Annotated in this window: 24 protein-coding genes; 17 read left to right on the top strand and 7 right to left on the bottom strand. The window is 72.0% G+C overall.

What is annotated here, in order from left to right:
• Positions 1–2 precede the first annotated feature (2 nt).
• The 8 genes from AC1DPN_RS13095 (at position 3) to recO (ending at position 10443) form a co-directional block, all read left to right on the top strand.
• Positions 3–1151, top strand: coding sequence for a DUF58 domain-containing protein (locus AC1DPN_RS13095; RefSeq protein WP_477085173.1), 1149 nt, complete (start codon positions 3–5; stop codon positions 1149–1151).
• Positions 1148–3460: a transglutaminase-like domain-containing protein gene (locus AC1DPN_RS13090; RefSeq protein WP_477085172.1), complete on the top strand. Its 2313-nt coding sequence runs from the start codon at positions 1148–1150 to the stop codon at positions 3458–3460. The genes AC1DPN_RS13095 and AC1DPN_RS13090 overlap by 4 nt, the downstream gene beginning before the upstream one ends.
• A 33-nt stretch (positions 3461–3493) precedes the next feature.
• Positions 3494–4642: an RDD family protein gene (locus AC1DPN_RS13085; protein WP_477085171.1), complete on the top strand. Its 1149-nt coding sequence runs from the start codon at positions 3494–3496 to the stop codon at positions 4640–4642.
• Between the two features lie 9 nt (positions 4643–4651).
• Positions 4652–6133: an outer membrane protein assembly factor BamB family protein gene (locus AC1DPN_RS13080; protein ID WP_477085170.1), complete on the top strand. Its 1482-nt coding sequence runs from the start codon at positions 4652–4654 to the stop codon at positions 6131–6133.
• Between the two features lie 207 nt (positions 6134–6340).
• Positions 6341–8086: a 2-isopropylmalate synthase gene (gene leuA, locus AC1DPN_RS13075; RefSeq protein ID WP_477085169.1), complete on the top strand. Its 1746-nt coding sequence runs from the start codon at positions 6341–6343 to the stop codon at positions 8084–8086.
• Positions 8087–8302: 216 nt separating this feature from the next.
• Positions 8303–8761, top strand: a complete 459-nt coding sequence (locus tag AC1DPN_RS13070; RefSeq protein ID WP_477085168.1) for an NUDIX hydrolase — start codon at positions 8303–8305, stop codon at positions 8759–8761.
• Positions 8762–8816: 55 nt separating this feature from the next.
• Positions 8817–9641, top strand: coding sequence for an LLM class flavin-dependent oxidoreductase (locus AC1DPN_RS13065; RefSeq protein ID WP_477085167.1), 825 nt, complete (start codon positions 8817–8819; stop codon positions 9639–9641).
• Between the two features lie 70 nt (positions 9642–9711).
• Positions 9712–10443, top strand: coding sequence for a DNA repair protein RecO (gene recO, locus AC1DPN_RS13060; protein WP_477085166.1), 732 nt, complete (start codon positions 9712–9714; stop codon positions 10441–10443).
• Positions 10444–10465: 22 nt separating this feature from the next.
• On the opposite strand, the gene AC1DPN_RS13055 is transcribed toward recO, so the two are convergent.
• Positions 10466–10960 carry an SRPBCC family protein gene (locus tag AC1DPN_RS13055; protein ID WP_477085165.1) on the bottom strand — a complete coding sequence of 165 codons (495 nt, stop codon included), beginning with the start codon at positions 10958–10960 and terminating at the stop codon, positions 10466–10468.
• A 112-nt stretch (positions 10961–11072) separates the two neighbouring features.
• On the opposite strand from AC1DPN_RS13055, the gene AC1DPN_RS13050 reads away from it, so the two are divergent.
• Positions 11073–11858, top strand: a complete 786-nt coding sequence (locus tag AC1DPN_RS13050) for an isoprenyl transferase (protein ID WP_477085164.1) — start codon at positions 11073–11075, stop codon at positions 11856–11858.
• Positions 11859–11898: 40 nt separating this feature from the next.
• A complete protein-coding gene (locus AC1DPN_RS13045; RefSeq protein WP_477085163.1) occupies positions 11899–12243 on the top strand; it encodes a VOC family protein in 345 nt (114 codons plus the stop codon).
• Positions 12244–12266: 23 nt separating this feature from the next.
• On the opposite strand, the gene AC1DPN_RS13040 is transcribed toward AC1DPN_RS13045, so the two are convergent.
• From AC1DPN_RS13040 to AC1DPN_RS13025, 4 genes are read right to left on the bottom strand one after another with little or no spacing between them, the layout of a single operon-like run.
• The gene (locus AC1DPN_RS13040) at positions 12267–12836 is read right to left on the bottom strand and encodes a DedA family protein (protein ID WP_477085162.1); all 570 of its coding nucleotides are present in this window, start codon (positions 12834–12836) and stop codon (positions 12267–12269) included.
• The gene (locus AC1DPN_RS13035; protein WP_477085161.1) at positions 12833–13762 is read right to left on the bottom strand and encodes a metal ABC transporter permease; all 930 of its coding nucleotides are present in this window, start codon (positions 13760–13762) and stop codon (positions 12833–12835) included. Before AC1DPN_RS13035 ends, AC1DPN_RS13040 begins: the two co-directional genes overlap by 4 nt.
• Positions 13759–14547 carry a metal ABC transporter ATP-binding protein gene (locus tag AC1DPN_RS13030; RefSeq protein WP_477085160.1) on the bottom strand — a complete coding sequence of 263 codons (789 nt, stop codon included), beginning with the start codon at positions 14545–14547 and terminating at the stop codon, positions 13759–13761. Before AC1DPN_RS13030 ends, AC1DPN_RS13035 begins: the two co-directional genes overlap by 4 nt.
• Positions 14544–15497: a metal ABC transporter substrate-binding protein gene (locus AC1DPN_RS13025; protein WP_477085159.1), complete on the bottom strand. Its 954-nt coding sequence runs from the start codon at positions 15495–15497 to the stop codon at positions 14544–14546. The genes AC1DPN_RS13030 and AC1DPN_RS13025 overlap by 4 nt, the downstream gene beginning before the upstream one ends.
• A 170-nt stretch (positions 15498–15667) precedes the next feature.
• On the opposite strand from AC1DPN_RS13025, the gene AC1DPN_RS13020 reads away from it, so the two are divergent.
• From AC1DPN_RS13020 to dusB, 6 genes are all read left to right on the top strand, one after another.
• Positions 15668–17050, top strand: a complete 1383-nt coding sequence (locus tag AC1DPN_RS13020) for a glycine--tRNA ligase (protein ID WP_477085158.1) — start codon at positions 15668–15670, stop codon at positions 17048–17050.
• A 162-nt stretch (positions 17051–17212) separates the two neighbouring features.
• Entirely contained in the window at positions 17213–18166 is a 954-nt protein-coding gene (locus AC1DPN_RS13015; protein WP_477085157.1) for an ABC transporter ATP-binding protein, read from the top strand.
• Entirely contained in the window at positions 18163–18954 is a 792-nt protein-coding gene (locus AC1DPN_RS13010; RefSeq protein ID WP_477085156.1) for an ABC transporter permease, read from the top strand. Before AC1DPN_RS13015 ends, AC1DPN_RS13010 begins: the two co-directional genes overlap by 4 nt.
• Positions 18955–19004: 50 nt before the next feature.
• Positions 19005–20258: a sensor histidine kinase gene (locus AC1DPN_RS13005; RefSeq protein ID WP_477085155.1), complete on the top strand. Its 1254-nt coding sequence runs from the start codon at positions 19005–19007 to the stop codon at positions 20256–20258.
• The gene (locus tag AC1DPN_RS13000) at positions 20255–20866 is read left to right on the top strand and encodes a response regulator transcription factor (RefSeq protein WP_477085154.1); all 612 of its coding nucleotides are present in this window, start codon (positions 20255–20257) and stop codon (positions 20864–20866) included. Before AC1DPN_RS13005 ends, AC1DPN_RS13000 begins: the two co-directional genes overlap by 4 nt.
• Positions 20867–20880: 14 nt before the next feature.
• Positions 20881–22065, top strand: a complete 1185-nt coding sequence (gene dusB / locus AC1DPN_RS12995; RefSeq protein ID WP_477085153.1) for a tRNA dihydrouridine synthase DusB — start codon at positions 20881–20883, stop codon at positions 22063–22065.
• Between the two features lie 7 nt (positions 22066–22072).
• On the opposite strand, the gene AC1DPN_RS12990 is transcribed toward dusB, so the two are convergent.
• Complete coding sequence (locus AC1DPN_RS12990) at positions 22073–22948, bottom strand: carbohydrate kinase family protein (protein WP_477085152.1); 876 nt, start codon at positions 22946–22948, stop codon at positions 22073–22075.
• A gap of 186 nt (positions 22949–23134) precedes the next feature.
• On the opposite strand from AC1DPN_RS12990, the gene AC1DPN_RS12985 reads away from it, so the two are divergent.
• The gene (locus AC1DPN_RS12985; protein WP_477085151.1) at positions 23135–24577 is read left to right on the top strand and encodes an alpha-amylase; all 1443 of its coding nucleotides are present in this window, start codon (positions 23135–23137) and stop codon (positions 24575–24577) included.
• Positions 24578–24629: 52 nt separating this feature from the next.
• Here the strand turns inward: AC1DPN_RS12985 and AC1DPN_RS12980 are convergent, their stop codons facing one another.
• Positions 24630–26366 (bottom strand): glycoside hydrolase family 13 protein, encoded by a 1737-nt coding sequence (locus AC1DPN_RS12980; protein WP_477085150.1) that lies wholly within the window; start codon positions 26364–26366, stop codon positions 24630–24632.
• Positions 26367–26434 lie beyond the last annotated feature (68 nt).

The following is a 26434-nucleotide window of genomic DNA, read 5'->3' as shown; positions in this document are numbered from 1 at the left end:
CGATGGGTCTTCGGATCTCACCGGTCGGCTGGGGAGTGGCGTTCGTCGCCCTCCTCTCGCTGGTGCTGGGCCGAAGCCTCGGGTGGCTCGAGTTCGCCGCCGTCGGCTGTGCCCTGGGCGCGGTCCTGGTGGTCTCCCTGCTGATGACGGTGGGCAGGGCGCGGTACGTGATCTCGCTCGACATGGCAGATCGTCGCGTCAAGGTCGGGGAGCGGGCGCTCGGCAGGCTCGAGGTCCGCAACGCGGCCCGGCGCAGGTCCCTGCCGTCGCGCGTCGAGCTCCCGGTGGGCCAGGTGGTCGCCGAGTTCGCGGTGCCCAGCCTGAGCCCCGGTGCTGAGCACGACGACCTGTTCGCGATCCCGACCGCCCGGCGGGCCGTGATCGTCGTCGGCCCTGTCCGCTCCGTGCGCGGCGACCCGTTCGGGCTCGCGCGACGCAGCGTGCACTGGACCAGGCCGGTCGAGCTGTTCGTGCACCCGCTGCTCGTCTCGCTCGCCGGCGCGAGCTCGGGCCACCTGCGCGACCTCGAGGGTCAGGCCACCCGAGACCTGTCGGACTCGGACCTGTCCTTCCACGCGTTGCGCGACTACGTGGCGGGCGACGACCGCCGGTACATCCACTGGCGCACCACTGCGCGTCGCGGCAGCCTGATGGTCAAGCAGTTCGAGGACACACGACGCACGCAGACGGCGATCGCACTCGCGACGGACCCGCGGGACTACGCGAGCGACGACGAGTTCGAGCTGGCGGTGTCGGTCGTCGCCTCCGTGGGTGTGCAGACGATCCGCGAGGAGCGTCAGCTCGCCGTGCTCGCAGGCCCCGGGATGCTGCGCGTCGAGACGCCGCCGCTGCTGCTGGACGGCTGCTCGGGACTGGTGCTCGCCTCGACCGGCGCAGGCGTGGCACTGCTCGGCCGTCGGGTGGTCCGGGAGGCTCCCGAGGCCTCGGTCGCGGTGCTCGTCACCGGCTCGGTGCCGTCCGAGTCGGACCTGCGCTTCGGCGCCCGCCACGTGCCGACCGGCACCCGAACCGTCCTGGTGCGGTGCGAGCGTGGCGCGGACGTCTCGGTGCGCTCGCACGGCACCCTCAGCCTCGCGACGCTCGGCACCCTCGACGACCTGCCCCGGCTGCTGCGGCGCGTGATCGCATGAGGCCACGCCCGCGCACCCTCGCCCAGGGCGCGGTCGATGTGCTGTGCCTCGTCGGCGCGCTCGGCTTTGCGCTCGTCCCGCTGCTGGAGGTCTACGGCGACCTGGTCGCACTCCCGTCCTTGGTGGGTGGCCTGGCGCTGGGAACCGCGGTCGTCGCGGTCGGCGCCTGGCGGCGGTGGTCGGCCCCGGCGGTGGTCGCCGTGCTCCTGGTCGTGTTCGTCCTCGCGGCCGGCCCGCTCGGCGCTCCCCGCACGACCATCGGCGGCGTCCTCCCGACCGGTCGCACGGTGAGCCTGGTCGCGCGCGGCGTCGGCTCGACGTGGAAGCGTGCGCTCACCCTGCAGCCCCCGCTCGGCGGCAGCGGTGTCCTGCTGCTGACGATGCTCATCCTCGCGTACGTCGGCGCCGCGGTGGCCGTGGCCATCGCCCTGCGCGTGCGCAACGCCAACGTCGCGACCTCGGCGGCGCTCGTCCCGTTGCTCGGCGTGCTCGCGGCGATCGTCTTCGGCGTGCGCACGCCGTCGTTCCCCGCACCGGTGGTCACCGGCTGCGTGCTCGCGGTGGTGCTGCTGGGGTGGGCCTCGTGGCGGTCAGGGATGCTCCGGCTGCGACGGACGGTCTCGACGGGGGTGCTCGTCGCGGTCGCCGTCGCCGCCGGTGCCGCCGGCGCGCCGGTGGTCGTCGGGTCCACCGAACGGTTCGTCGTCCGTGACGAGATCGTGCCGCCGTTCGACCCCCGCGACTACCCGAGCCCGTTGTCCGCGTTCCGTGAGTTCGTCAAGCAGGACGCCGACACGCCCTTGTTCACGGTGAGCGGTCTGCCCGACGGCGCGCGGGTGCGGCTCGCGACGATGGACCGCTACGACGGCGTCGTCTGGAACGTCTCGGGCGACGGCTCCGCCGAGGCGTCCGGGGAGTTCCGGCGGGTCGGCGACACGATCGAGACGAGCGCTCGGGGCGAGGCCGCGGAGATCACCTTCACGATCGACGAGCTCGGCGGCGTCTGGCTGCCGACCGTCGGCCAGGCGACAGCGTTCCACGTCTCGGACACGACGACGACGACCGGCCTTCGCTACAACGACGCGACGGGCGGCGCCGTGCTGACCGGCGGGCTGACAGACGGCCTGACGTACGCGGTCGACGTGATCGTGCCACCCACACCGAGCGACAGGACCGTGGGTCGCGCACCCGCCTCGGACGTCGCGCAGCCGGTGCCCGCGGGGGTGCCGGACACCGTCTCGATCACCGCTGCGGACGTCGCCCGGGACGCGGGCAGCCCCGTGCAGATCGCGACGGCGCTGTCGAGCTGGCTCAACGAGCAGGGCTTCTTCAGCCACGGGATCGTCGACGCGGGCGACTACGTGTCGCTGTCGGGTCACGGCGCGGACCGGATCACCTCCCTGCTGGGCGGCGACGTCATGGTGGGCGACGGCGAGCAGTACGCGGCCGCGATGGCACTCATGGCGCGCGACATGGGACTGCCGTCGCGCGTCGTGCTGGGCTTCCGGCCGGGCGTGGACGCCGACGGGGCGCCGCTCGAGACCTCGGGCAAGCCGATCACCGTCACCGGCAAGGACATCCAGGCCTGGGTCGAGATCCCCTTCCAGGGCTACGGCTGGATCCCGTTCGATCCGACGCCGCCCGTCGAGCAGACGCCCCAGGAGAACGACCAGGAGCAGCAGCCCGAGCCTGACCCGCAGGTCGTGCAGCCTCCGCCTCCTCCGCCCGCCGCCGTCAGGCCGCCGGACGAGGACACCGAGCAGCCGCAGACCGACGACCCCGCTCCGGACGACGACGCGGCCCCGGTGTGGCTCCAGGTGACCAAGGTCGCCACCGTCGTCGCGATCCCGCTGGCCCTGCTCGCGGCGCCGTTCCTGGTGATCGTGCTGCTCAAGGTTCGTCGCCGCCGTCGTCGTCGCCGCAAGGGTGACCCGGTCGCTCGAGTCGCGGGCGGGTGGGACGAGGTGCTCGACGCGGCACGGGACCTGCGCCGGCCCACCGGCGGCCTCGCGACACGCAACGAGTCGGCCCGGGCCCTGGCGCTCTCGTTCGAGGACGCGCCCGACGGTGCCGTGGTCGCGTCGCGCGTCGGAGCGCTCGCGAGGTCCGCCGACCGTGCCGTGTTCAGCCCGGGAGCGCCGTCGACCGAGCAGGTTGCGGCCTACTGGGCGGACGTCGAGGAGGCGGTCGACGCGATGGCGCACAGCGTCGGCTGGCGACGTCGCATGCGGGCCCGGCTCTCTCCGGCGTCCTTGCGCCAGGAGAGGCGACGGCGGCGCACGGCGCGCCGAGGCAAGGTCGTGTCGTAGATGCGAACGCAACGATCGAGACAAGGAGTGCCGGTGAACGCCCGGAACGCACACGCCGACACGGCGCCGCCCGCGTCGATGGCTCGCCGGTCCGCGGCTGTCCTCCTCGACGCTCTGGTGTGGCTGGCCGTCGCCGGCTGGGTCGTGGCGAAGGGTGTCGTCGACTGGGCTGGTGCCGAGCCGGGCTCGACGGCCTCCGACGACGCTCTGGGCATCATGACGATCGGGCTCGCGCTCACGGGTGCGCTGGTGGTGACGCAGTGGCTGCTGCACGCGCGCAACGGCTGGACGATCGGGCGGCTCGCGGTCGGCATACGCACGCTGGACGTCGAGTCGCGTCGTCCGATCGGAGTCGCACGCGTCTTCGTACGCACGGTCGTCGTCGCGGCCGGGTTCGCGGTGGCTCTGCTGGGGGGCCTGCTCGTGCTCGCCTCGCCCTTCTTCGACCGGACCCGGCGCAACCGCGGCTGGCACGACCGAGCGGCGAGCGACGAGGTCCTCGACCTGCGTGAGTCGGTCCAGATGGCCGCTCAGCTGCCGCCGCGTCGGAGCCGACCGCCGGTGACCGAGGCTGCGCCGGCTCCGCGAGGTCCCACCACGGTGCCGGAGTGGGCGCAGGTGCCGTCGCTCGCGACGACCACCGATCGGCCGGCACCGGCTGCTGCGCTGGTTCTCGCGCCCGTCACTCCGCGCCGGAGCAGCCCTGACCTCGACACGAGGTCTATCCCGGTCGTCGGCGGGGTGCTCAGCCCTGGCCTGGCGCCCGAGCTCGAGATGACGCGCCCGGTCAACGTGCGCGTGGACGTCGTCCCGGAGCCGCCCGCGCAGCCGGAGATCGCGGTCGCGGAGTTCGAGCTGTCCGACGGGCGCCGCGTGAGCATCGAGCGCGTCGCGCTGGTCGGCCGCAACCCGGCGTCGGAGGCGGCGCACGTCCAGCTCGTGCGGGTCGCCGACCCGACCCGCTCGGTGTCCAAGACGCACCTCCAGATCGGGGTGGACCCGGGCGGTGTCTGGGTCGCCGACCGTGGGTCGACCAACGGGACGGTCGTGACGTTGCCGGACGGCGGCCAGATCGCGTGCCGCGCCGACCAGCAGGTGCGGCTCCGGGTGGGTTCGACCGTCGTGTTCGGAGACTGCTCGATGCGACTCGTGAGGACGCCCGGGGCGGTTCCGGCGGCCTAGAGTCGTGGCATGGCGGAGCGACGCCTGGCCGAACGGCCGGCGATGCAGCTCGTGGGGCTGGACGACGACGCGATGGACGGGTCGTCGCCCGTCCGCTCCGCGCCCGAACGCCTGCACGATGCCGCCCTGGACGCCCGCGGCTGGGCGTCGCGCCGACCTGCCTGGGCGACGGCCGCGATCCTGACGGTCCTCGCGGTGCTGGTGACGGGTGTGGTGGGTGGGCCGCGCTGGCTCACCGCACGCGAGCGCGAGGCGGTCCTCGGCCCGGCGGCCTTCGCCGGTGCGGTCGCGTCCCTGCACTCGCCGCCGCAGGTGCACTGGACCGCCGACATCGACGGTACGACGACACCGCTGCTCGTGGGCGACGTCGTGGTCGCCGCCGCCGGGACCGTGGAGCGCGACCGCCGGATCGTGGGCCTGGATGCGGTCACGGGCGAGACACGCTGGACGCTGCCGCTCGCAAGCGACCCGGTGCCCAGCGCCGTGATGTGCAAGAGCGCGTCCGCGCTGCTCGCGTGCGTGGTCGGTCCGGTGCCGTCCGGCGACCGGCGTGACCTCGTGTCCGACGCGGACACGGCGGTGGGCGTCGCGACCCTGTGGGCGATCGACCCGGTGGACGGCACCGTCCGTGCGCAGCACCCGATCGACGGTTGGGTCATGTCGACGGCCGCGGCGGGCACGGACCTCGTCGTCGCGACCTACACGTTCGGGCTGCTCACGGTGACCCGTCTGGACCCCCTCACGGCCCGGCCCGTCTGGCAGATGGAGCGGTTCGTCACCGCACGCTCGGCGAGCAACGGGCGGATCCGGCTCGTGGTCGCGGGCGGGCTGGTGATGGCGCAGGGCAACGACAGCACGCTGCTCCTCGACGCAGCCACGGGAGAGCGGCAGCCGCGACCGGCCGAGGCGCTGGGGGTCGACGAGTCCCGGCTCACGGCCGACGGAACCCTGGTGCGTGTGCAGTACCGGCTGATCGACTCCGCGATCGTCGCGCGTTCGTCGCTGTCCGACGGTGCGGGAGAGCCGTGGCTCACCGCCGAAGGCTCCGTGCTGAACAAGGACGTCTCCGACGGCGCGTCGGGGCTCGTCCTCACGGCCGACGGTCTGGGGGAGGACGGTGTCGGCGCGTATCGCGTCGGTGTCGACGAACCGGTCTGGACGTCGACAGCCCCCGCGACCCGGGTCTCGGTCGACGCCGAGGGACGCGTGGTCGTGCGCAACGGTGGCACGCTCGCGGCCCTCGACGCCGGGAGCGGGGAGACCGTCTGGGTGCGCGACCTCGGGGCGGTCTCCGGGCCGGCGCTCTCGGACGGTCGAAGCGTTGCGGTGCTCAGCGGCGGGACGAACGATCCCGGCGAGCTCGTCGCGCTCGACCTGCAGACGGGGGAGCTCGAGTGGGTGTGGCCGATGCCCGAGAGCACGTCACGGGTCGTCCAGCTGGGCACGCAGCTGTACGCGCTCGGGGACGGCGTCCTCGTCGCCCTGAGGTGACGCGACAGCCCGGCGGACGCGGCGCGGCCGCATCTCGGCACACGGCACGGGTTGCGACAGGGTCCCGCCTTCGGGGTACGGTGACATCGTGCTCGGGATCACCCTCCTTCTTCGTTGCCGCGACGAGGCCCTCTAGGCCGCAACCTCGTCGCGGTGTCGCGTGTGCCGGCTGACCCCCCGCCGAACGCCCCGAAGGACGAGGACCCCATGAGTTATCTGGAGACGAGCGCACAGAAGCCGTCGTCGATGCCGGTGCACAAGTACCGTCCGTTCCACGAGCAGATCAGCGTCGAGCTGCCCGACCGCCAGTGGCCCGACAAGCGCGTCACGAAGGCCCCGCGCTGGTGCGCCGTGGACCTGCGTGACGGCAACCAGGCGCTGATCGAGCCGATGAACCCCGCCCGCAAGCTCGAGATGTTCGAGCTGCTGGTGCAGATGGGCTTCAAGGAGATCGAGGTCGGATTCCCGTCGGCCTCGCTGACGGACTTCGACTTCGTCCGCAAGCTCATCGAGGACGACCTGATCCCGGACGACGTCGTGATCCAGGTGCTGACCCAGGCGCGCGAGCACCTGATCGAGCGGACGTACGAGGCGATCGCGGGCGCCAAGCAGGCGATCGTGCACCTGTACAACTCGACGTCCACGCTGCAGCGCGAGGTGGTGTTCCGTTCCGACGAGGACGGCATCATCGACATCGCGGTCTCGGGTGCGCACTTCTGCCGCAAGTACGAGGAGCTCATCCCGGACACCGACGTGTTCTACGAGTACTCGCCCGAGTCCTACACGGGCACCGAGCTCGAGTACGCGCTGCGGATCTGCAACGCGGTGCTCGAGGTGCTGGAGCCGACGCCGGACCGCAAGGTGATCATCAACCTGCCCGCCACGGTCGAGATGGCGACGCCCAACGTGTACGCGGACTCCATCGAGTGGATGAGCCGCAACCTGCGCTACCGCGAGAGCGTGATCCTCTCGCTGCACCCGCACAACGACCGCGGCACGGCTGTCGCGGCCGCCGAGCTGGGCTACCTGGCCGGTGCCGACCGCATCGAGGGCTGCCTGTTCGGCAACGGCGAGCGCACGGGCAACGTCGACCTGGTCACCCTCGGCATGAACCTGTTCAGCCAGGGGGTGGACCCGGAGCTCGACTTCTCCGACATCGACCACATCCGCCGCACGGTCGAGCGCTGCAACCAGCTGCCGGTGGCCGAGCGCCACCCGTACGGCGGCGACCTGGTGTTCACCGCGTTCTCCGGGTCGCACCAGGACGCGATCAAGAAGGGCCTCGCGGCGATGGAGGTGTCGGCCGCGGCGCAGGGCGTGACCGTCGACGACCTCGTCTGGGCGGTTCCCTACCTGCCGATCGACCCGAAGGACGTGGGTCGCTCGTACGAGGCGATCATCCGGGTCAACTCCCAGTCGGGCAAGGGCGGCATCAGCTACCTGATGAAGTCCGAGAAGGACCTGGACCTGCCGCGCCGCCTGCAGATCGAGTTCTCCCAGGTGGTGCAGAGGCACACCGACCAGCACGGCACCGAGGTCACGGCCGACGAGCTCTGGCACATCTTCAACGACGAGTACCTGCCGGTCGAGGCGGGCAGCCCGTTCGCGCCGTGGGGCCGGTTCTCGCTGCGCGGAACCCGGGGGACCAGCGTCGAGGACGGCCCGGACACCCTCGAGGTCGACCTCGTCGACCGCGACACGGCCCTCACGCTGCAGGGTTCGGGCAACGGCCCGGTCGCGGCGTTCGTGTCGGCGCTCAAGGACCTCGGCGTCGACGTCGCGGTGCTCGACTATGCCGAGCACGCCCTCAGTGCGGGCGGCGACGCCGCGGCGGCCGCGTACGTGGAGTGCGCGATCGGCGACGAGATCCTCTGGGGCGTCGGCATCGACCCGTCGATCACGACCGCCTCGCTGAAGGCGATCATCTCGGCCGTCAACCGGCACGAGCGCTGACGTCAGCCGCATCGTCCCGGGGCGGTCTCACCTCCTGCCGCTCCGGGCGCGCCTGGCGTCTTCTCGGCGACCCCCGTCGACGCCTGTGCGCATCCTCGCGCCGCCGACATCTGCCCACGCACCCCGTCACCACCCTTCGACGGACGCGTCCCGCAGGCGTCGGCGGCGCGAGCGACGTGCGGTCCTAGCGATCCCGCGGTGGCTACGGTGGCTCGCGTGACTGTCGACCGGTTCCAGGTGGTTCCCGCCGCGTACGTCGTGCTCCGGCGTGACGACGAGGTCCTGCTCCAGCTCCGTCGCGGCACCGGGTACATGGACGAGCACTGGGCGTGCGCGGCGGCCGGGCACGTCGAACGTGGCGAGTCGGTGGTCGCCGCGGCGGTGCGCGAGGCTCGCGAGGAGCTGGGAGTCACTATCGCTGCGGCCGACCTCGTCGGGTTGACGGGCATGCACCGCACCAACGGGACCGGCGAGCCGATCGACGAGCGGGTGGACTGGTTCTTCCAGTGCCGCCGGTGGGAGGGGACACCCGTCCTGCAGGAACGCGACAAGGCCGCGGACCTGCGATGGTGCCGCCTGGACTCGCTGCCTCGCCCGGTCGTGCCGCACGAGCTCGTCGTGCTCGACGCCCTCGCGCGCGGATCGGTGCCGCCGGTCACGACCTTCGGGTTCTGACGCTGCCCGGCTCCCGCGCGGACGCGTGTCGGAGGTCGCGCGTAGCGTCGTGGTCATGAAGTTCGGTGTCACTGCGTCGTGCGGCTCGGCAGCCGAGTCGATCGAGATGGCGGTCGCCGCCGAGGAGGCCGGCTGGGACGGCTTCTTCGCCTGGGACGGCATCAGCGTCGGACCGATGGACACGTTCGACCCCTGGACGCTGCTCGGTGCGGCCGCGGTGCGCACCCGTCGGGTCACGCTCGGCGCGATGGTGTTCTCGCTGCCGCGACGCAAGCCGTGGGAGGTCGCCCGGCAGGCGCTGACGGTCGACCACCTCTCCGGCGGCCGGCTGGTGCTGCCCGTCGGGCTGGGAGCCGTCGACGACGGTGCGTACAGCCGCGTGTCCGGTGAGACCGTCGACGTCAAGGAGCGGGCGGCACTGCTCGACGACTCGCTGGCGATCCTCGACCTCGCCTGGACCGGTGAGCCGTTCAGCTACGAAGGGACGCACCACCGGGTCACGGACCTGGTGTTCCAGCCGCGACCCGTGCACGGGCGCATCCCCGTCTGGGTGATCGGCTCCTGGTTCGCGCCCCGGTCGATGCGTCGCGCGGCCGGCCGCGACGGCGTGCTGCCCATCCGCCGGGAGGACGGGTTCGACCCGCTCGGTACGGACCAGCTGCGCGAGGTGCGGGCGTGGGTGGCCGAGCAGCGGGCAGGTGAACCCTTCGAGCTCGTCGTCGAGGGCGTGCTGCCGTCCGACCCCGCGCAGGCCCGAGACCGCGCAGCCGAGCTCGAGGCTGCCGGCGTCACGTGGTGGATCCACTCGGACTGGGACTTCGCGACCGTGACGCCGCGGGGTCTGATGGATCGGATCCGGCTCGGTCCCGTCCCCGGGTGAGGGTGGCCACAGCCGTCGGCCCCCGCGCGGCGGTCCGCTGCGTGTCGGTGGTCCGGGGGAGACTAGGACGGTGAGCCTCTACCGCGACGAGGCGATCGTCCTGCGCACCCACAAGCTGGGGGAGGCCGACCGCATCGTGACCCTCCTGACCCGGTCGCACGGCAAGGTCCGTGCGGTGGGCAAGGGCGTGCGCCGGACGTCCTCGCGGTTCGGTTCGCGGCTCGAGCCGTTCATGCACGTCGACGTGCAGCTGAGCACGGGTCGCAACCTCGACATCGTCACGCAGGCCGAGACCCTGGGGTCGTACGGGCGGCGCGTCTGCGAGGACTACACGCTGTACACCGCAGGGACCGTGATGCTCGAGACCGCCGACCGCCTCGTCGAGGCCGAGCGTGAGCCGTCCGTGCAGCAGTACTGGTTGCTCGTCGGCGCCGTGCGCGCGCTGTCCGGTCGTGAGCACGCCCCTGGACTGGTGCTCGACTCCTACCTGCTGCGGGCGCTGGCCGTCGCCGGCTGGGCGCCCAGCTTCACCGACTGCGCCCGGTGCGGTGAGCCCGGACCGCACGCGGCCTTCGCGATCGCGTCCGGCGGTGCGGTCTGCCGGGCGTGCCGCCCGCCGGGGGCCGCGGCACCCGCGCCGCAGACGTTCGAGCTGCTCGCCGCCCTGCTCGCGGGCGACTGGTCCGTCGCGGACGCGAGCGCCGAGCGGCACCGTGGTGAGGGCAACGGGCTGGTCGCCGCGTTCTGCCAGTTCCACCTCGAGCGCCAGCTGCGCTCGCTGCCGATGGTCGAGAGGGTCTGACCTCCCGACCATCGGCTCGGGCTCAGGCCAGAGCGTCCACGGCGCTCGCGAAGCGAGCGGGCGGCGCGGCATCCTTCGAGCCGGTCTCGATGAGCCGCCGCAGGTTGCCGAGGATGTACGAGCTCCACGCGTCGTCGCAGACCTCGTAGCACTCGTGCTCGGGGATCAGGCCGACGTGCGTGAACACGACCTGCGTGCGCCCGCCCAGCTCGGCGACGTCGAAGGTGACGGTGGTGCCCGTCCACTCCTCCTTCTCCTCGATGAACGTGAGCTCGCTGTCGAGCACGAGCCAAGCGACCCGGCTGGGCTCGGCGAGCTCGGTGATGCGCAACCTGCTGTAATGCACGTCCGTGACGCGGTAGTCGAACTCGGCGCCGAGGACGTCCGTGCGGCCTTCGATCTGCGGCTCGGTCGGCGCGGGAGGCCCGGACCACCACCCGCGGACGTCGTTGATCGCAGCGAAGACCTCGGCCGGGGTCTGGTCCACGGTGAAGGTCAAGGTGAGGCTGGTGCTCATGCTGGCGGATCCTCTCTGAGTGCAACCGATATGTTGCATGTGACGCTATCCGCAGCAGACAGATAGTGCAACCATTCGGTTTCACATCACCTGGCACGGCACAATGTGCGTCGTGCCGAATGCCGTCGTAGCCCCGTACCCGCACCCGTCCGGCGCGCGCCCCCCGCAGATCCCCAAGGAGTTCGTCCCCAAGCACGTGGCCGTGGTGATGGACGGCAACGGCCGGTGGGCCAACGCGCGCGGCCTGCCTCGCGTGGAGGGCCACAAGGCCGGCGAGGCGTCGTTGCTCGACGTCGTGGCCGGCGCGATCGAGATCGGCGTCGAGCACGTGTCGGCGTACGCGTTCTCGACCGAGAACTGGTCGCGGTCGCCCGACGAGGTGCGCTTCCTCATGGGCTTCAATCGTGACGTGCTGCGCCGTCGGCGCGACCTCATGAACTCCTGGGGGGTGCGCGTGCGGTGGGCGGGCCGGCGCCCGAAGCTCTGGCGCTCGGTCATCAACGAGCTCGAGACGGCCGAGGAGCTCACCAAGAACAACTCGACCGTCACGCTCACGATGTGCGTGAACTACGGCGGCCGCGCAGAGATCGCCGACGCGGCGCAGGCGATCGCCCGCGACGTCGCCGCGGGCCGCGTCAAGCCCGAGAAGGTCAACGAGAAGCTGTTCGCGCGCTACCTGGACGAGCCCGACCTGCCCGACGTGGACCTGTTCCTGCGGTCCTCGGGCGAGCAGCGGATCTCGAACTTCATGATCTGGCAGGCCGCGTACGCCGAGCTCGTGTTCCTCGACGAGCCGTGGCCGGACGTCGACCGACGGCACCTGTGGCAGGCGGTCGAGACGTACGCGCGCCGCGACCGCCGCTACGGAGGGGCCGTCGACCGAGCACACCAGGGCTGAGCTGCGGGTCGTGTGGGTGGCTGCGGCTACCGTCGCCGGCATGTCGCTGAGCCTCGAGATGATCACGTTCGACGCCCTCGATCCGCGCGCGCTCGCCGCGTGGTGGGGCGCGCAGCTGGGCGGTGAGGTGCGGGACGACAACGACGGCTGGTTCGTGGTGCTGGTTCTGCCCGAGGGGCCGGCTCTCGGGTTCCAGAAGGTCACCGACCCCACGCCGGGCAAGAACCGGGTGCACCTGGACCTTCGGTCTCAGGACTCGTCCCGCGCGATCGAGCAGCTGCTCGGCAACGGCGCGTCCCTCGTCGCGGAGCACGAGGAGGGCTCGCTCGCCTGGTCCGTTCTCGCGGACCCCGACGGCAACCAGTTCTGCCTGGCGCGCACCTAGGGCTGGTCGACGGGACCCCAGGGCTAGTCGACGGGCTGCTCGACGGGCTGGTCGACGGGCACCGCGCGGCTCGCGCGGCGGGAGAGGCGGAACCACACGACGGCGCCGATCGCGGCCGCGAGGACCAGGACCGCGACCAGGAACGCCCACGGGGACACGGAGAACAGGTTGATCGCGCCCCAGACGGCACCGAACCCGACGGTCGCCCAGACGACGGCCCAGACGATGGCGCCGGGGATCGAGGCGATCGTGAACCGCAGGTACGGCATCTTGACGAGCCCGGCGGAGGCGAAGATCGCAGTCTGGAGGCCCACGGTCAGGTACGCGAGCGAGATGGCCGGCGCGCCCCAACGACGGACGAGACCGAGCCCCTTCTGGGCGGCGTCCGTGCTCGTCCAGCCCTCGAGCTTCTCCATCGTGGCGTGCCACCAGCCCGGGGAGGCCTCGCTGTGCTGGGTGCCCTGTGCTCCGCGGACGACGCCGCGGCCCGCCCAGTAGGTCCCGTGCGAGCGGGCCATCACGATGACGAACAGCCCGAGGATCGCGATGCCGACGGGGACCCCGCCGAGGTGGTAGGCGTCCCGGACGTTCACTCGGCGATGGTACGTGAGGGCTGTTCGAGCTCCACGTCGTCGACCATGTCCGGATGCGGGTCGCGGGGCGGCACGGGCCGACGGATGAGAGGTCGGAACGTCGCGCCGATGCCGTAGACGACGATCGCGAGCACGACGATCGTGGCGCCGGGCGGGATGTCCTGCCAGTAGGTGAGGACCAGGCCGGCGACGCTCACGACGACGCCGATGACGCTCGCGGAGATCATGGTGCGGTTGAACGAGCGCGCGTACAGCTGCGCGATGGCGACCGGGACGATCATCAGCGCGCTGACCAGCAGCAGGCCCACCACGCGCATCGCGATGGTCACCGTCAGGGCCGCGATGGTGGCGACGAGCATCGACAGGAACCGCACCGGCAGCCCGCTCGCACGGGCGAACTCCTCGTCGTGGCTGACGGCGAACAGGGCGGTCCGCAGACCGAGCCCGACGCCGAGCACGAGGGCAGCGAGCGCGACGGTCCACCACAGGTCGCTGGTCGAGACCGTGGAGATCGACCCGAACAGGTAGCTGATGAGGTTCGCGTTGGTGCCGCCGGCCATCTTGATCAGCAGGACGCCGCCCGCGATGCCGCCGTAGAACATCAGAGCGAGTGCGAGGTCGCCGCTCGTCCGCCCGCGCTCGCGCACCAGCTCGATGACGACCGACCCGATGATGGCGGCGATCACGGCGCCCGGGACGGCGAGCGCGTCCTGCGGCACGAGCCCGGCCCAGCTGCCGACGAGCCAGCCGAGCGCGACGCCTGTGAGCGCCACGTGCCCGATGCCGTCGCCCATGAGCGCCATGCGCCGCTGCACCAGGAAGGTCCCGACCACGGGTGCGGCTGCGCCGACGAGGATCGCCGCGACGAGCGCGCGCTGCATGAGCGGCGAGCTGAGCAGCTCGACGACCTGGTCCCACGCGGTCACGGGAGCACCTCCACGTTCAAGGGGGACGCGTTCGGCGGCTCGGGATCGGAGTGCGCGTGGGTGTGGTCGTGCCACTGGCCGGCGTGCTCTCCGCGGGCGCGGGGCGGGGGACCGTCGTGCGCGACCCGCCCGTGGCGCAGCACCACGGCGCGGTCGATCAGCGGGGCGAACGGGCCGAGCTCGTGCAGGATCACGACGACCGTCGTGCCCGCGTCGTGCAGGCGGCTGATCGTCTCGACGAAGGTCGCCTGCGTCGGGATGTCGATGCCCGACGTGGGCTCGTCGAGCACCAGCAGGTCGGGGCGACGCACGAGCGCACGAGCGATCAGGACGCGCTGCTGCTGTCCGCCGGACATCTCCTGGACGCGCTGGTGCGCGCGGTCGCGCATGCCGACGTCGCCGAGCGCGTCGAGTGCGCGCGCCTTGTGACCCCGTGGCGATCGCAGCGTGCGCCCGTGCAGGAGTCCCGACGTGACGACCTCGAGCGCCGTCGCAGGCACGCCCGACGCGGCAGGCATGCGCTGCGGCACGTACCCGATGCGCTTCCACGGCGCCGACGGACCGAGCGGGGCCCCGAACAGACGGACCGACCCGGTGGTAGCAGGCATGACGCCGAGCAACGTGCGCACGAGCGTCGACTTGCCGGAGCCGTTGGTGCCGAGCAGAGCCAGCACCTCGCCGGCGTTCACCACCAGGTCGATGCCGGACAGGATCGACTGCCCGCCGATCGAGATGCCGACGCCGTCGGCCTCGATCACGGGCGCAGCCAGCAGAGACTCACTCATGCGCACTCCAGTGCGAGGCGAAGGGCGTCGAGGTTGTTCTCGGCGATCGAGAAGTAGTCGTCGTCGGGATCGGCCAGGCCCTCGATCGGGTCGAGCACGGCGGCCGTGATCCCGAGGTCGTCGGCGAGCGTCCGGGCGACCTTGGGGCTGACGAGGCTCTCGAAGAAGATGGTCGTGACGTCCTGCGCGCGGATGAGCTTCTCCACGGCCGCGAGCCGGGCCGGCGACGGCTCCGCCTCGGGGTCGATCCCCGAGATGCCGACCTGCTCGAGGTCGTACCGGTCGGCGAGGTAGCCGAAGGCCTCGTGCGAGGTCACGAACGTGCGCGTCCGGCAGGTCTCGAGGCCGGCCGTGTAAGCGGTGTCGAGGTCCGTGAACCGCTGGTTGAGCGCGGCGGCGTTCGCGGCGTACTGCGCCGCCCCCGACGGGTCGATCTCGCTCAGGGTCTGCGCGACGTCGTCGACGAGCGCCGGCATCCGGGTCGGGTCCAGCCAGAAGTGGGGGTCGAAGGCGCCGTGCTCGTGCTCGTCCTCCAGCGGGTCGCCGCTCTCCTCCTCGTGCGTGTGCTCCTCGGCCGGCGTCAGGAGCGTGGTGTCCTGCGCGGCGTCGATCACGTGCTCGGGGCTCGTCAGCGCGACGGCGTCGTCGACGGCGGCCTGGAAGCCCGACAGGTAGACGACCAGGTCCGCACGGTCGAGGCGGGACACCTGGGCGGGGGAGAGCTCGACGTCGTGCGGCTCGGCGCCGGGCGGCGTCAGTGAACGCACCGTCACCCGGTCACCTCCGACCTGCTCGGCCACGAACTGCAGCGGGTAGAACGACGCCATCACGTCCACCGTCCCCGCGGCGACCCCCTGCGTCGCGTCGGCGGAGCATCCCGCGAGCGCCGACCCGACCAGCAACGCCGGGACGACCAGCACTGCCGCCTGGCGGGGAGCACGAAAGAACATGGGGATCATTCTCAGTTTGTCGAGAACCATTGTCAAAACGGCGACGGCGATCGGCGAGGAGGGTGTCGTCACCCCGGTAGCCTGGTCAGGCTTACGCCACGGCAACCGGTCGTGGTCCGCTCCGCCCACCGCACCCAGCGGCGGGCGCCACCACACTGGAGTGATCGAACGTGGCACCTTCCCGCCTGGACTCTGTCGTCTCCCTCGCCAAGCGGCGCGGCTTCGTCTTTCCCAGCGGCGAGATCTACGGCGGTACCCGGTCCGCGTGGGACTACGGACCCCTCGGCGTCGAGCTGAAGGAGAACATCAAGAAGCAGTGGTGGCGCACGATGGTCCAGGGCCGCGACGACATCGTCGGCCTGGACTCGTCGGTGATCCTGCCCCGCCAGGTCTGGGTCGCCTCGGGCCACGTCGGCGTCTTCACCGACCCCCTGACCGAGTGCCTGAGCTGCCACAAGCGGTTCCGTGAGGACCACCTCGTCGAGGAGTTCGAGGAGAAGAAGGGCCGCGCGCCCGAGAACGGCCTCGGCGACATCGCCTGCCCGAACTGCGGCACCCGCGGTCAGTGGACCGAGCCGCGCGACTTCAACATGATGCTCAAGACCTACCTCGGCCCGGTCGAGGACGAGTCCGGCCTGCACTACCTGCGGCCCGAGACCGCGCAGGGCATCTTCGTGAACTTCGCCAACGTGTCGACGACGGCCCGCAAGAAGCCGCCGTTCGGGATCGGCCAGATCGGCAAGTCGTTCCGCAACGAGATCACGCCCGGCAACTTCATCTTCCGCACCCGCGAGTTCGAGCAGATGGAGATGGAGTTCTTCGTCGAGCCCGGCACCGACGAGCAGTGGCACCAGTACTGGATCGACACGCGCACCGACTGGTACGTCGACCTGGGCATCGCGCGCGACAACCTGCGGCACTTCGAGCACCCGCAGGAGAAGCTGTCGCACTACTCGAAGCGCACCGTCGACATCGAGTACCGGTTCGGCTTCCAGGGCAGCGAGTGGGGCGAGCTCGAGGGCATCGCCAACCGCACCGACTTCGACCTCAAGACGCACTCCGAGCACTCCGGCCAGGACCTGTCGTACTTCGACCAGGCGACGAACACCCGGTACGTGCCGTACGTCATCGAGCCGGCGGCCGGCCTGACCCGGAGCCTCATGGCCTTCCTCGTCGAGTCCTACACCGAGGACGAGGCGCCCAACACCAAGGGTGGCGTCGACGTCCGCACCGTGCTCAAGCTCGACCCGCGACTGGCCCCGGTGAAGGCCGCGGTCCTGCCGCTGTCGCGCAACGAGGCCCTGTCGCCCAAGGCCCGCGACCTGGCCGCCGAGCTGCGCAAGAGCTGGAACGTGGACTTCGACGACGCGGGCGCGATCGGCCGTCGCTACCGCCGCCAGGACGAGATCGGCACGCCGTTCTGCATCACGGTCGACTTCGACACCCTCGAGGACCAGGCCGTGACCATCCGGCACCGCGACGACATGACGCAGGAGCGGGTCTCGCTCGACAAGGTCACCGGCTACCTCGCAGCCCGGCTGATCGGCGCTTGAGTCGACGGAACGGGTCGGCAGACGCTGCGCTGCCGACCCGTTCCTGCCTCGGGCAGGTTCGCCCCTGAGCTGAGCACGGCGAGGTGCGTCGTGACATCCGTCATCTCGAACGGGTGACGCACGACGGGTGAGCGCGCGGGTCGCCACCACCAGGATCGAGCCATGACCTTCACCGACACCCTTCCCACGCCGGCACCCGCCGGACCGGGTCCGCTGGCGATCGACCTGCGGCGCCTGCACAAGTCGTTCGGCGCCGTGCGCGCCGTCGACGGGATCGACCTGGCGGTCACGCCGGGTGAGGTCGTCGCGTTCCTCGGCCCGAACGGCGCCGGGAAGACGACCACGATCGACATGCTGCTCGGCCTTGCGACGCCGGACGCGGGCACCGTGAACGTCCTCGGGCTGGAGCCCAGCCGTGCGATCGCCGAGGGCCGCGTCTCCGCCGTGATGCAGAGCGGCGGCCTGCTCAAGGACCTCACGGTCGGCGAGACGGTCGAGCTGACCGCGTCCTTCTTCCGGTCGGCTCGCACCGCGACGGAGGTGCTGACGCGTGCCGGGATCGCCGACATCGCGGACCGCAAGGTGGGCAAGTGCTCGGGCGGTCAGCAGCAGCGGCTCCGGTTCGCGCTGGCGCTCCTGCCGGACCCCGACGTGATCGTGCTCGACGAGCCGACCACGGGCATGGACGTCGAAGGACGCCGCGACTTCTGGACCGCGCTGCGCGCCGACGCCTCGCGTGGCCGCACCATCCTGTTCGCGACCCACTACCTCGAGGAGGCCGACGCCTACGCCGACCGGATCGTGCTGGTCAGCCACGGCAAGATCGTCGCCGACGGGTCCGCCGCCCAGGTCAAGAACCTCGCGTCGGGCCGCCTCGTGAGCGCGTCGCTTCCGGACATCACCCGCGCCGAGTCGGCCGCGCTGGAGGCCCTGCCCGGCGTCCAGGGCGTCGAGCTGCGCGGCGACCGGATCCTGGTGCGGACGTCCGACTCGGACGGCGTCGCCCGCCACCTGCTCACCACGACCCACGCCACCGACATCGAGATCACCGCCCGCGGGCTCGAGGACGCGTTCCTCGCCCTCACCGGCGACCACACACCTGGGAGCGACGCATGAGCGCCTCGACGGCCACCCTCACCGCCAGCAGCACCGACCGTGCCCCGCGCACCGGCCTGGTGAACCGCCAGTTCCTCGTGATCGAGCTGCGCCGGCTGGTCCGCAACCGCCGGACCGTGATCTTCACGCTCGTGATGCCGCCGGTGTTCTTCCTGCTCTTCGGCACGGCCGAGGACTACAAGACCCAGTCGGTGGGCCACGCCAACGTGACCGCGTACATCATGGTCTCGATGGCCCTCTACGGCGCCATGATCGCCACGACGAGCGGCGGCGCGAGCGTCTCGGTCGAGCGTGCTCAGGGCTGGACCCGCCAGCTGCGCCTGACCCCGCTGCGCCCGTCGACCTACGTGTTCACCAAGGTCGCCGTCGCGATGGTCATGGGGCTCGTCGCCGTGGTCGTCGTCGGGGCCGTGGGTCTCGCGTCGGGCTCGACCGGCACCGGCACCGTGCTCGCCGAGTCGCTGGCTCTCGCCTGGATCGGGTCGATCGTGTTCGCCGCGTTCGGCCTGTTCATGGGCTACCTGCTGCCGTCGGAGAACGTCATGCAGATCCTCGGCCCGAGCCTCGCGCTCCTCGCGTTCGCGGGCGGGCTGTTCGTGCCGCTGGGGGAGGGCGTCTTCGCGACGCTCGCCAAGTTCACGCCCACGTACGGTCTGGCCGAGCTGGTCCGCGCGCCCCTGACCGGCGACGGCGTGAGCCCCTGGGCGATCGTCAACGTCGTCGCCTGGGCCGCGGTGTTCGGGTTCGGCGCGGCCTGGCGGTTCCGCCGCGACACGGCACGCGTGTGACCCTCCCAGGAACAGGTCCGTCGGACCGCCGCCCGACTACCGTGGACGCCGTGAGGCGCAGAGCGGAGGTCGACGGCGGTCCGTCGGCCGAGCGCGACGTCCCGGGCGTCACCGAGCCGTGGCAGGTCAAGGACCACGACGAGCGCCAGCCGCGCTGGGGCGGACGCAACGCGTTCGTGAGCGACGCGGACGGCTTCGAGCGGCCGCGCATGCGCAAGGTCATGCGCGTCGTCGGACCGCTCATGGGCGTCGTCTGGGTGATCTTCCTGCTCCAGCCGTGGACCGTGGCGTGGAACAGCCCACCCGGTGTCGAGCGCGCCGTCTCCTTGATCGCGATCGCCGGCCTGGGCGCGAGCTTCGCGTGGGTGGTGCTCACCCGGGCCGGGCCGCACCGCCGCCACGCCCCCTCGGACGCGGTGACCGCCGTCGTGCTCTTCGGGCAGCTCGTGCTCGTCGCGGCCTCGACCCTGGCGACCCAGGAGCAGGGGCTCGGCGGGATCGTGTTCGTGTGCGTCTCGGCCGTGTTCCTGATGCGGGACCCGCGGGCTCTGCTCGTCGCGGGCCTGGCGGTCGTCGTCGTCATCGTCGTGCCACGCGTGATCCCTGGGTGGGAGCCGATCGACGATCTGATCATCTCGATCGTCCTGGCGTCTTTCGCGGTCTACGGATTCACGCAGCTCGTGCTGCGTAACCGGCAGCTCCAGCTCGCCCAGGACGAGGTCGCCGTCCTCGCGGTCGAGCGGGAGCGGGAGCGGATCGCCCGCGACATGCACGACATCCTCGGCCACTCGTTGACCGTGATCGCCGTGAAGGCGGAGCTCGCGGGCAAGCTGTTCGACGTCGACGCCGACCGGTCACGCGTCGAGATCGCCGAGGTGCAGGCACTGGCCCGGGCCGCGCTGGCGGACGTGCGGGGGATGGTCACCGCCACGCGCGCGGTGACTCTCGCCGGCGAGCTCGCCGGTGCACGGCAGGCGTTCGACGCGGCCGGGATCGAGGCCGACGTCCCCGGCACCATCGACGAGGTCCCGGACAACCTGCGCGAGCTGTTCGCGTGGGCGCTGCGGGAGGGCACCACGAACGTGCTGCGGCACTCGGCCGCGACCCGCGTCCGCGTCACCATGTCCTGCGACACCTTGACGGTCGACGACGACGGCTACGGCCCGGCGGTCGTCGACGCCGTCCCGGGAAACGGGCTGAACGGGCTCACCGAACGCGCCCGCGCCGCCCGTGCGCACGTCACCGTGACCGCCAGCCCGCTCGGCGGCTACCGCCTGCTCGTCACCACGAAAGGTCCCCGATGATCCGCCTGCTGCTCGCCGACGACCAGGCCCTGGTCCGAGGTGCGCTCGCGGCCCTGCTCGACCTCGAGCCCGACCTCGCGGTCGTCGCGCAGGTGGGCCGCGGCGACGAGGTCGTCGACGCTGCCCGAGCGTGCGAGGTCGACGTCGCGCTGCTCGACGTCGAGATGCCGGGCCTCGACGGCATCGCCGCTGCTGCCGCGCTCAAGGCGCAGTACCCCGCGTGCCGTTCGCTCATCGTCACGACCTTCGGGCGCCCCGGCTACGTCCGGCACGCGCTCGACGCCGGTGCGAGCGGCTTCGTCGTCAAGGACACTCCTGCCGACCAGCTCGCCGACGCCGTGCGACGCGTCCACCAGGGGCTTCGCGTCATCGACCCGGACCTCGCGGTCGAGTCGCTCGCGGTCGGGCACAGCCCGTTGACCGACCGGGAGCGTGACGTCCTGGTGGTCGCGGCGACCGGCGGGACCGTCGCCGACATCGCCCGCGAGACGTACCTGTCCGAGGGGACCGTCCGCAACTACCTGTCCGCGGCGATGGGCAAGACGGGTGCCCGGACGCGCGCCGAGGCCGTCCGTCTGGCCCAGGAGTACGGCTGGTTGCTCGGCTGAGCGACAATGGAGCCATGACCGTGACGACTCCTGTGGCATCCGCGCGCCCTGGTGCCGTGCTGCCACCGTTGCAGATCGGCCCGCTCACCATCGACACGCCCGTGGTCCTCGCGCCCATGGCCGGCGTCACCAACGCTGCCTTCCGCCGACTCTGCCGCGAGTCCGGGGCTGGTCTGTACGTCGCCGAGATGGTCACGTCGCGCGCGCTGGTCGAGCGCGGCGAGGAGTCGATGCGGATCATCTCGCACGAGCCCGACGAGCGTCCGCGGTCCGTGCAGGTCTACGGCGTCGACCCCGCGACGGTCGCCGCCGCGGTGCGGCTCATCGCCTCCGAGGACCGCGCCGACCACGTCGACCTCAACTTCGGCTGCCCGGTGCCCAAGGTCACCCGCCGCGGCGGGGGAGCGGTCCTGCCGTGGAAGCGTGACCTGTTCCGCGCGATCATCACGGCCGCGGTCGACGCCGCCTCGCCGTACGGCGTGCCGGTCACCGTGAAGATGCGCAAGGGCATCGACGACGACCACCTGACCTACCTCGAGGCCGGGCTCGTGGCGCAGGAGGTCGGTGTCGCGGCGGTCGCGCTGCACGCCCGGACCGCCGCCGACTACTACTCCGGCACGGCCGACTGGGATGCGATCGCGCAGCTCAAGGCCACGGTGACCGACATCCCGGTGCTCGGAAACGGTGACATCTGGTCTGCCGAGGACGCGCTCGAGATGGTCGCGCAGACCGGCTGCGACGGGGTCGTCGTGGGCCGCGGCTGCCAGGGCCGCCCGTGGCTGTTCGCCGACCTCGCGGCCGCATTCGCGGGGTCCGACGAGCGCGTGAAGCCTGGTCTCGGCTACGTCGCGACCATCGTGCGCCGGCACGCCGAGCTGATGGTCGAGCACTTCGGTGACGAGGGCAAGGCGCTGCGCGAGATGCGCAAGCACATGGCCTGGTACTTCAAGGGGTACATCGTCGGCGGGGAGACCCGGGCGGCGCTCGGGCTGGTCTCGACGATGGCCGAGCTGGACGACCGGCTCGCCGGGCTCGACCTCGACCAGGGGTACCCGGGCGCGGGTGCGGAGGGCCAGCGTGGTCGCGCCGGCTCGCCCAAGCGCCCCCTGCTCCCGTACGGCTGGCTCGACTCGCGTGACCTGTCGCCGGAGTTCGCGGCGGCGCTGCACGAGGCCGAGCTGAGCGTCTCGGGCGGCTGACCTCCGGTCAGAGCCGGCGGACCTCGACCTGGGCGGCCAGGCGCTCGACCTTGTCGTGGGTCGCGTGCGGTGCGCCCAGCTCGCGGGTGCCGACGGCGAGAGCGCCGACCGCCGAGGCGCGTGCCAGGGCCGCGGTCGTCGGCAGGCCGTCGAGGACCCCCGCCAGCAGTCCGGCCAGGAACGCGTCGCCCGCGCCGTTGGTGTCGACCACGGTCGCGGGTGCGGTGCCGACCGAGATCCAGCCGTCCGCGTCGAGCGCGAGCGCCCCCGAACCACCGTCGGTGCAGACCGCGAGCCGGCATCCGCGGGCCACCGCGTCCGACAGGTACGAGCGTCGGTCGTGGAGGCGCGCGGCACTCACCAGCAGGACGTCCGCCGCCGCCACGAACGCGCGAGGGTAGTCGGCAGTGCCGTCGTCGTCGTGCACGTCGCACCAGACAGGGACACCGGCGGCGCGTGCTGCCGCAAGCAGGGGACGGCTGTGGTCGGCGAGGTCGAGGACGGCAGCGTCGATGCCCGCGAACGAGGGGACTGGCCCCGGGGCAGGCTCGGGGAGCTCCAGGTAGACCGAGACGCGCGACCCGTCGTCCGCCATGAGGTTGAGGTGTCGTTCGGTGCGCGGGACGTCCTGCACGACGAGGGTGATCGCCGGGTGGTCCAGAGCGGCGCGGACCAACGATCCTTCTCGGTCGTCGCCCAGGGCCGTGCGCAGCGTGACGTCGAGCCCGAGCGCGGCCAGGGTCACCGCCTTGCCCGCGGAGGTGCCGCCGAGGCCGTCGTGGTGGCCGCTCGCGAAGATCGTCTGCGAGCGTGGTTCGGGCAGCGCAGGGACCTGGACGAGGGTGTTCCAGGATGCGGCACCGTTGACGAGGACGTGAGGCACGCGCCCACCTTAGGGACTCGCCCTCTGGCCCGGACCGAGCGCCACGGCGCCACGCCGTCCACGGTCGTGGGCTCAGCTCGCGCGGCGCGACGATCGGGACCTGCTGGTGGGAACGGCGACGACGATCTAGGGTGAGCCGGTCCTGAAACTTGCTGCAAGGACTTGCAGCTCACACCGGTGGTGACGATGACGCACCTGACCGCCCGCTCCCTCGTCGGCGCGCTGGCCCTCGGCGTCCTCGCCGCGTGCAGCGGCACGCCCGAGCCGTCCGCCTCGCCGCCCGACGGTGGAGGTCAGGACGTCGGGATCGAGATGTTCCAGTGGACGTGGGACGCCATCGCGACGGAGTGCACCGACTTCCTCGGCCCGGCGGGCTACGCGTGGGTGCTCACGAGCCCGCCGCAGGAGCACATCGTCGGTGAGCAGTGGTGGACCGCGTACCAGCCGGTGAGCTACCAGGTCGAGTCGCGGCTCGGCACGCGCGAGCAGTACGCGGCCATGGTCGAGACCTGCCACGGGGCGGGCGTCGACGTGTGGGCGGACGCCGTGGTCAACCACATGACCGGCCAGGACGACCCGGGCACTGGTTGGGCCGGCTCTTCCTACTCGCACTACGACTACCCGGGGCTCTACACCGACGTCGACTTCCACCACTGCGGGCTCTCGCTGAACGACGACATCTCGAGCTACAAGAACCCCGTCCAGGTCCAGACGTGCGAGCTCGTGAACCTCGCCGACCTCGCGACCGAGACCGACCACGTCCGGTCCACGATCCGTGCCTACCTGGACGACCTCCTGTCTCTGGGAGTCGACGGGCTGCGGATCGACGCGGCCAAGCACATGCCGGCGGAGGATGTCGCCGCGATCGTCGCGGACCTCCCGAAGGGCACCGGGGTCGTCCAGGAGGTGATCCGGGGCAGCGGCGAACCGATCACGCCCGAGCAGTACGTCGGCAACGGCCAGGTGTACGAGTTCGCGTGGGGCAAGGAGCTGCAGGGGATCCTGGCCGCGTCGCCGGACCTGGCTCTCGAGCTGGGAGCCTCGTCGCGCTACCTGCCGTCCGACAGTGCGGTCATCTTCGTCGACAACCACGACACCGAGCGCAACGGCTCGACGTTCAGCTACGCCGACGGTCGCGAGTACGTGCTGGCGAACGTCCTCACACTCGCGAGCGACTACGGCACCCCCGTCGTCTACTCGGGCTACGCGTTCTCGGACCGAGACGCCGGGCCGCCGCAGGGAGCCGACGGGCGCGTCCTCGACGCGGCGTGCGGCCCGACCCCTGGTCAGGACGCCGATCTCGAGGACGGCGACTGGGTGTGCCAGCACCGCTGGCCGGAGGTCGCCGGCATGGTCGGCTGGCGCAACGTCGTGGGCGACGCTCCCCGGACGGACGTGTGGTCACAGGGGGACGCCCTCGCGTTCGGGCGAGGCGACCGCGGCTTCGTCGTGGTGAACGCGGGTGACGAAGAGCTGCGGACCGAGCTGGTGACGAGCCTGCCGGACGGCGACTACTGCGACGTGCTCTCGACGCCGGAGTGCGCCGAGGTGACGGTGCGTGACGGCTCCGTCGCGGTGACCGTCCCGCCGCGCACCGCGCAGGCCTGGGACGTCGCCCACCGCTCCTGACGTGACCCGAGAACGGCCCGTCGAGACGTGCTCGACGGGCCGTTCCGGCGGGTCAGGCCGAGTAGACGGCCCAGACGGTCGCGTCCGCGGGGACCTGCACCGAGCCGTCGGTGTCGAGCGTGAGATCGACCGAGGCGAGCAGCACCTCGGCGCCGGCGGGCAGCGCGACCGGGGTGGACCCGAGGTTGGCGACGACGAGGACGCCGCGGTTGACGAACGCGATGACGTCCTCGCCGAGCCCGTGCACCCACTCCATGCCACCGGAGCCGAGGTCGGACTCGCGCCGGAGGCGCAGCGCCGCCCGGTAGGTCTCGTAGGTCGAGCCGGCCACGCCGCGCTGCGCGTCGAGCGCGTACGACGCCCACTGCGCGGGCTGGGGGAGCCATGTCACGCCGGTCGGGGAGAAGCCGAAGCCCTGCTCGCCCGCCTCCCAGGGCAGCGGTACGCGGCAGCCGTCGCGGCCGCGCTCGACGCCGCCGGTCCGGAAGAACGCGGGGTCCTGGCGCAGGTCGTCGTCGAGCGTGGTGTGGTCGGGCAGCCCGAGCTCCTCCCCCTGGTAGAGGTAGGCCGAGCCGGGCAGGCCGAGCATGAGCAGCGAGGCGCACCGTGCGCGGCGCAGTCCGAGAGTCTCGTCGGGCTGTTCGTCGCCGTGCCCGATGCCGTTCGGCCGGGACCCGGGCGACGACAGACCCAGACGGGAAGGGTGCCGGACGACGTCGTGGTTGGACAGGACCCAGGTGGTCGGTGCGCCGACGAGGTCCGCGGCCCGGTAGGAGGCCTCGACGACGGTCCGCAGCGCCTGGGCGTCCCAGTGCGTCGCCAGGAACGCGAAGTTGAAGGCCTGCTGCATCTCGTCGGGACGGACGTAGCGGGTGAGTCGCGAGAGCGGCTCCACCCAGGCCTCGGCGACCAGCGCCCGGTCGCCGTCGTACTCCGCCAGCACCCGGTTCCAGGCACGGTAGATGTCGTGCACGCCGTCCTGGTCGAACATCGGCCCCTGGTTGCCGGCGCCGGAGACGGCGTCGGTCGCCTCGACGTCGTCCGACCCCTCGATCATGGAGACGTGACCGTCCCAGTCGGGCAGGCCGGGAGCCTTGACCATGCCGTGCGCGACGTCGATGCGGAAGCCGTCGACCCCGCGGTCGAGCCAGAACCGCAGGACGTCCTCGAACTCGGCGCGGACCTCAGGGTGCTCCCAGTCGAGGTCGGGCTGCCGGGAGTCGAACAGGTGCAGGTACCACTGCCCGGGCGCGCCGTCGGGGTCGGTCGTGCGCGTCCAGGCGGGCCCGCCGAAGATCGACTGCCAGTTGTTCGGCGGCTCGGTGCCGTCGACGCCGCGGCCCTCGCGGAACAGGTACCGGGCGCGCTCGGGCGAGCCGGGACCGGCCGCGAGCGCCGCCTGGAACCAGACGTGCTCGTCCGACGTGTGGTTGGGGACCAGGTCGACGATCACCCGCAGACCGAGGGCGTGGGCACGGGCGAGCATCGCGTCGAAGTCGGCCAGCGTGCCGAACAGCGGGTCGACGTCGCGGTAGTCGGCGACGTCGTAGCCGGCGTCGGCCTGCGGGGACCGGTAGAACGGCGAGAGCCACACGGCGTCGACGCCGAGCTCGGCGAGGTGGTCGAGCCGCGAGGTGACGCCGGGCAGGTCGCCGATGCCGTCGCCCGACGCGTCGGCGAACGAGCGTGGGTAGACCTGGTAGATCACGGCATCCCGCCACCACTCGCCGTCGGGTGAGCCGGCAGCGTGCACCTGGGTGCGTAGGGGTCGGGTGTCGGTCGTCGTCATGCGGGCAGGCCTCACTTCGGGGTCGCGCGTGGGGAGGGGAGGAGGCGCCGTTGCCGAACGTTCCGGGC

Source organism: Cellulomonas sp. P4_H4 (assembly GCF_056400865.1).
The sequence above is the reverse complement of the archived record's forward strand: the minus strand, read 5'-3'. Positions and strand labels throughout refer to the sequence as shown.